1 protein-coding gene is annotated in these 1,357 nt (G+C 65.4%); it reads left to right on the top strand.

The features are described 5' to 3' along the window. Positions 1-96: 96 nt before the first annotated feature. Complete coding sequence (locus LL236_RS14720) at positions 97-1,290, top strand: integrase (protein WP_228179575.1); 1,194 nt, start codon at positions 97-99, stop codon at positions 1,288-1,290. Positions 1,291-1,357 lie beyond the last annotated feature (67 nt).

The raw sequence follows: 1,357 nt of genomic DNA, 5'->3' as shown, positions 1-1,357 counted from the left end.
GCGACTTGACTCATGTAAAAGGTCCGGGAACGGTGGCGTTTGCCTCAGATAGGAATGTCCGCGTAGTTCTCTGGCCGTGTGAGTCAGGAGTTGTCGATGGCCGCGCGCCGTGAGATCACGAAGAAGTTCGCCCGCGAGTATGTGCGGGCGGACAAGCATGCGAAGGGCGAGATCCTCGACGGGCTCGTCGCGGCGACCGGGTGGACGCGGGATCATGCGCGGCGGGCGATCCGATCCGCGAACGCCCGGACCGGTCCCGCGGGCCGGCAGCCCCGCAAACCGCGGGAGCGGAAGTACTCCTACGACGCGCTCGTGGTGTTGCAGGAGGTCTGGCGGCTGTCCGGTCAGCCCTCGGGCAAGTACCTCGCCGCGGTCATGGACGACACCTTGGAACGGCTCGTCCGGTTCGGTGAACTCGGCAAGGTCGGCCCTCGGGTCACCGACCTGGTGCTCGACGAACTGCGGTCGATGTCCGCGGCGACGATCGACCGGTACCTGAAACCGCACAAGGATGCCGCATACCCGGTCGCGCTGTCAGGCACGAAACCGTCGCACATCCTGCGGTCGTCGATCCCGCAGCGCACCGCGATGGATGCCCCGCTGACCGTGCCGGGGTTCTTGGAGCTGGACACCGTCGCGCACTGCGGCCACACCCTCAAGGGCGAGCACCTGTGGACGTTGAACGCGACCGACCCGGTGATCGGGTGGACGATGATGCGCACCGTCCGCAACAAGGCGTTCGTGCACGTGCACGAAGGGCTGAACTGGATCGCGAAGCACGCGCCGGTGCCGATCGCCGGGATGGACTTCGACAATGGATCCGAGTTCCTGAACTGGTCAGTGATCGCCTGGGCCGACAACCGCGACATCCCCCTGACCCGCGGACGACCGTACCAGCACAACGACAACGCGCACATCGAGCAACGCAACGGCGACTGGATCCGCAGACACGCGTTCCGCTACCGGTACGAGACCGACGCGGAAATGACGCTGCTGAACGAGCTATGGGACCTGGTGATGGCCCGCAAGAACCACCTGCTGCCCTGCGTGAAAGCGACCGGCTGGACCGCCACGAGATCCGGCCGAAAGAAGCGGATCTACGACACCCCCCGGACCCCGTACCAGCGACTCCTGGACAACGGCATCCTCGACGCCAAGACCAAGACGCGCCTCGAGCACGAGCATGCCAAGCTGAACCCGGCACGCATCACCCGACGGATCAACCAGATCCAGCAACAACTCATCGAACTGGCCTCAGCCCGCACCCAGGGAACCCGACCCGCCGCATGACCCACGCGGACATTTCACGTGAGGCAACCACGAATCACACCCGGACATCTTGACGTGAGGCAAGGCG

The sequence above is a fragment of the Microbacterium schleiferi genome (assembly GCF_020781975.1).
In the GTDB taxonomy this organism is placed as follows: Bacteria; Actinomycetota; Actinomycetes; order Actinomycetales; family Microbacteriaceae; genus Microbacterium.
This window is presented reverse-complemented; position numbering and strand designations above follow the sequence as displayed.

Bases quoted from the DNA above. Each gene is read 5' to 3' on its own strand.
- LL236_RS14720 (WP_228179575.1), top strand. From the start codon at position 97: ATGGCCGCGCGCCGTGAGATCACGAAGAAGTTCGCCCGCGAGTATGTG.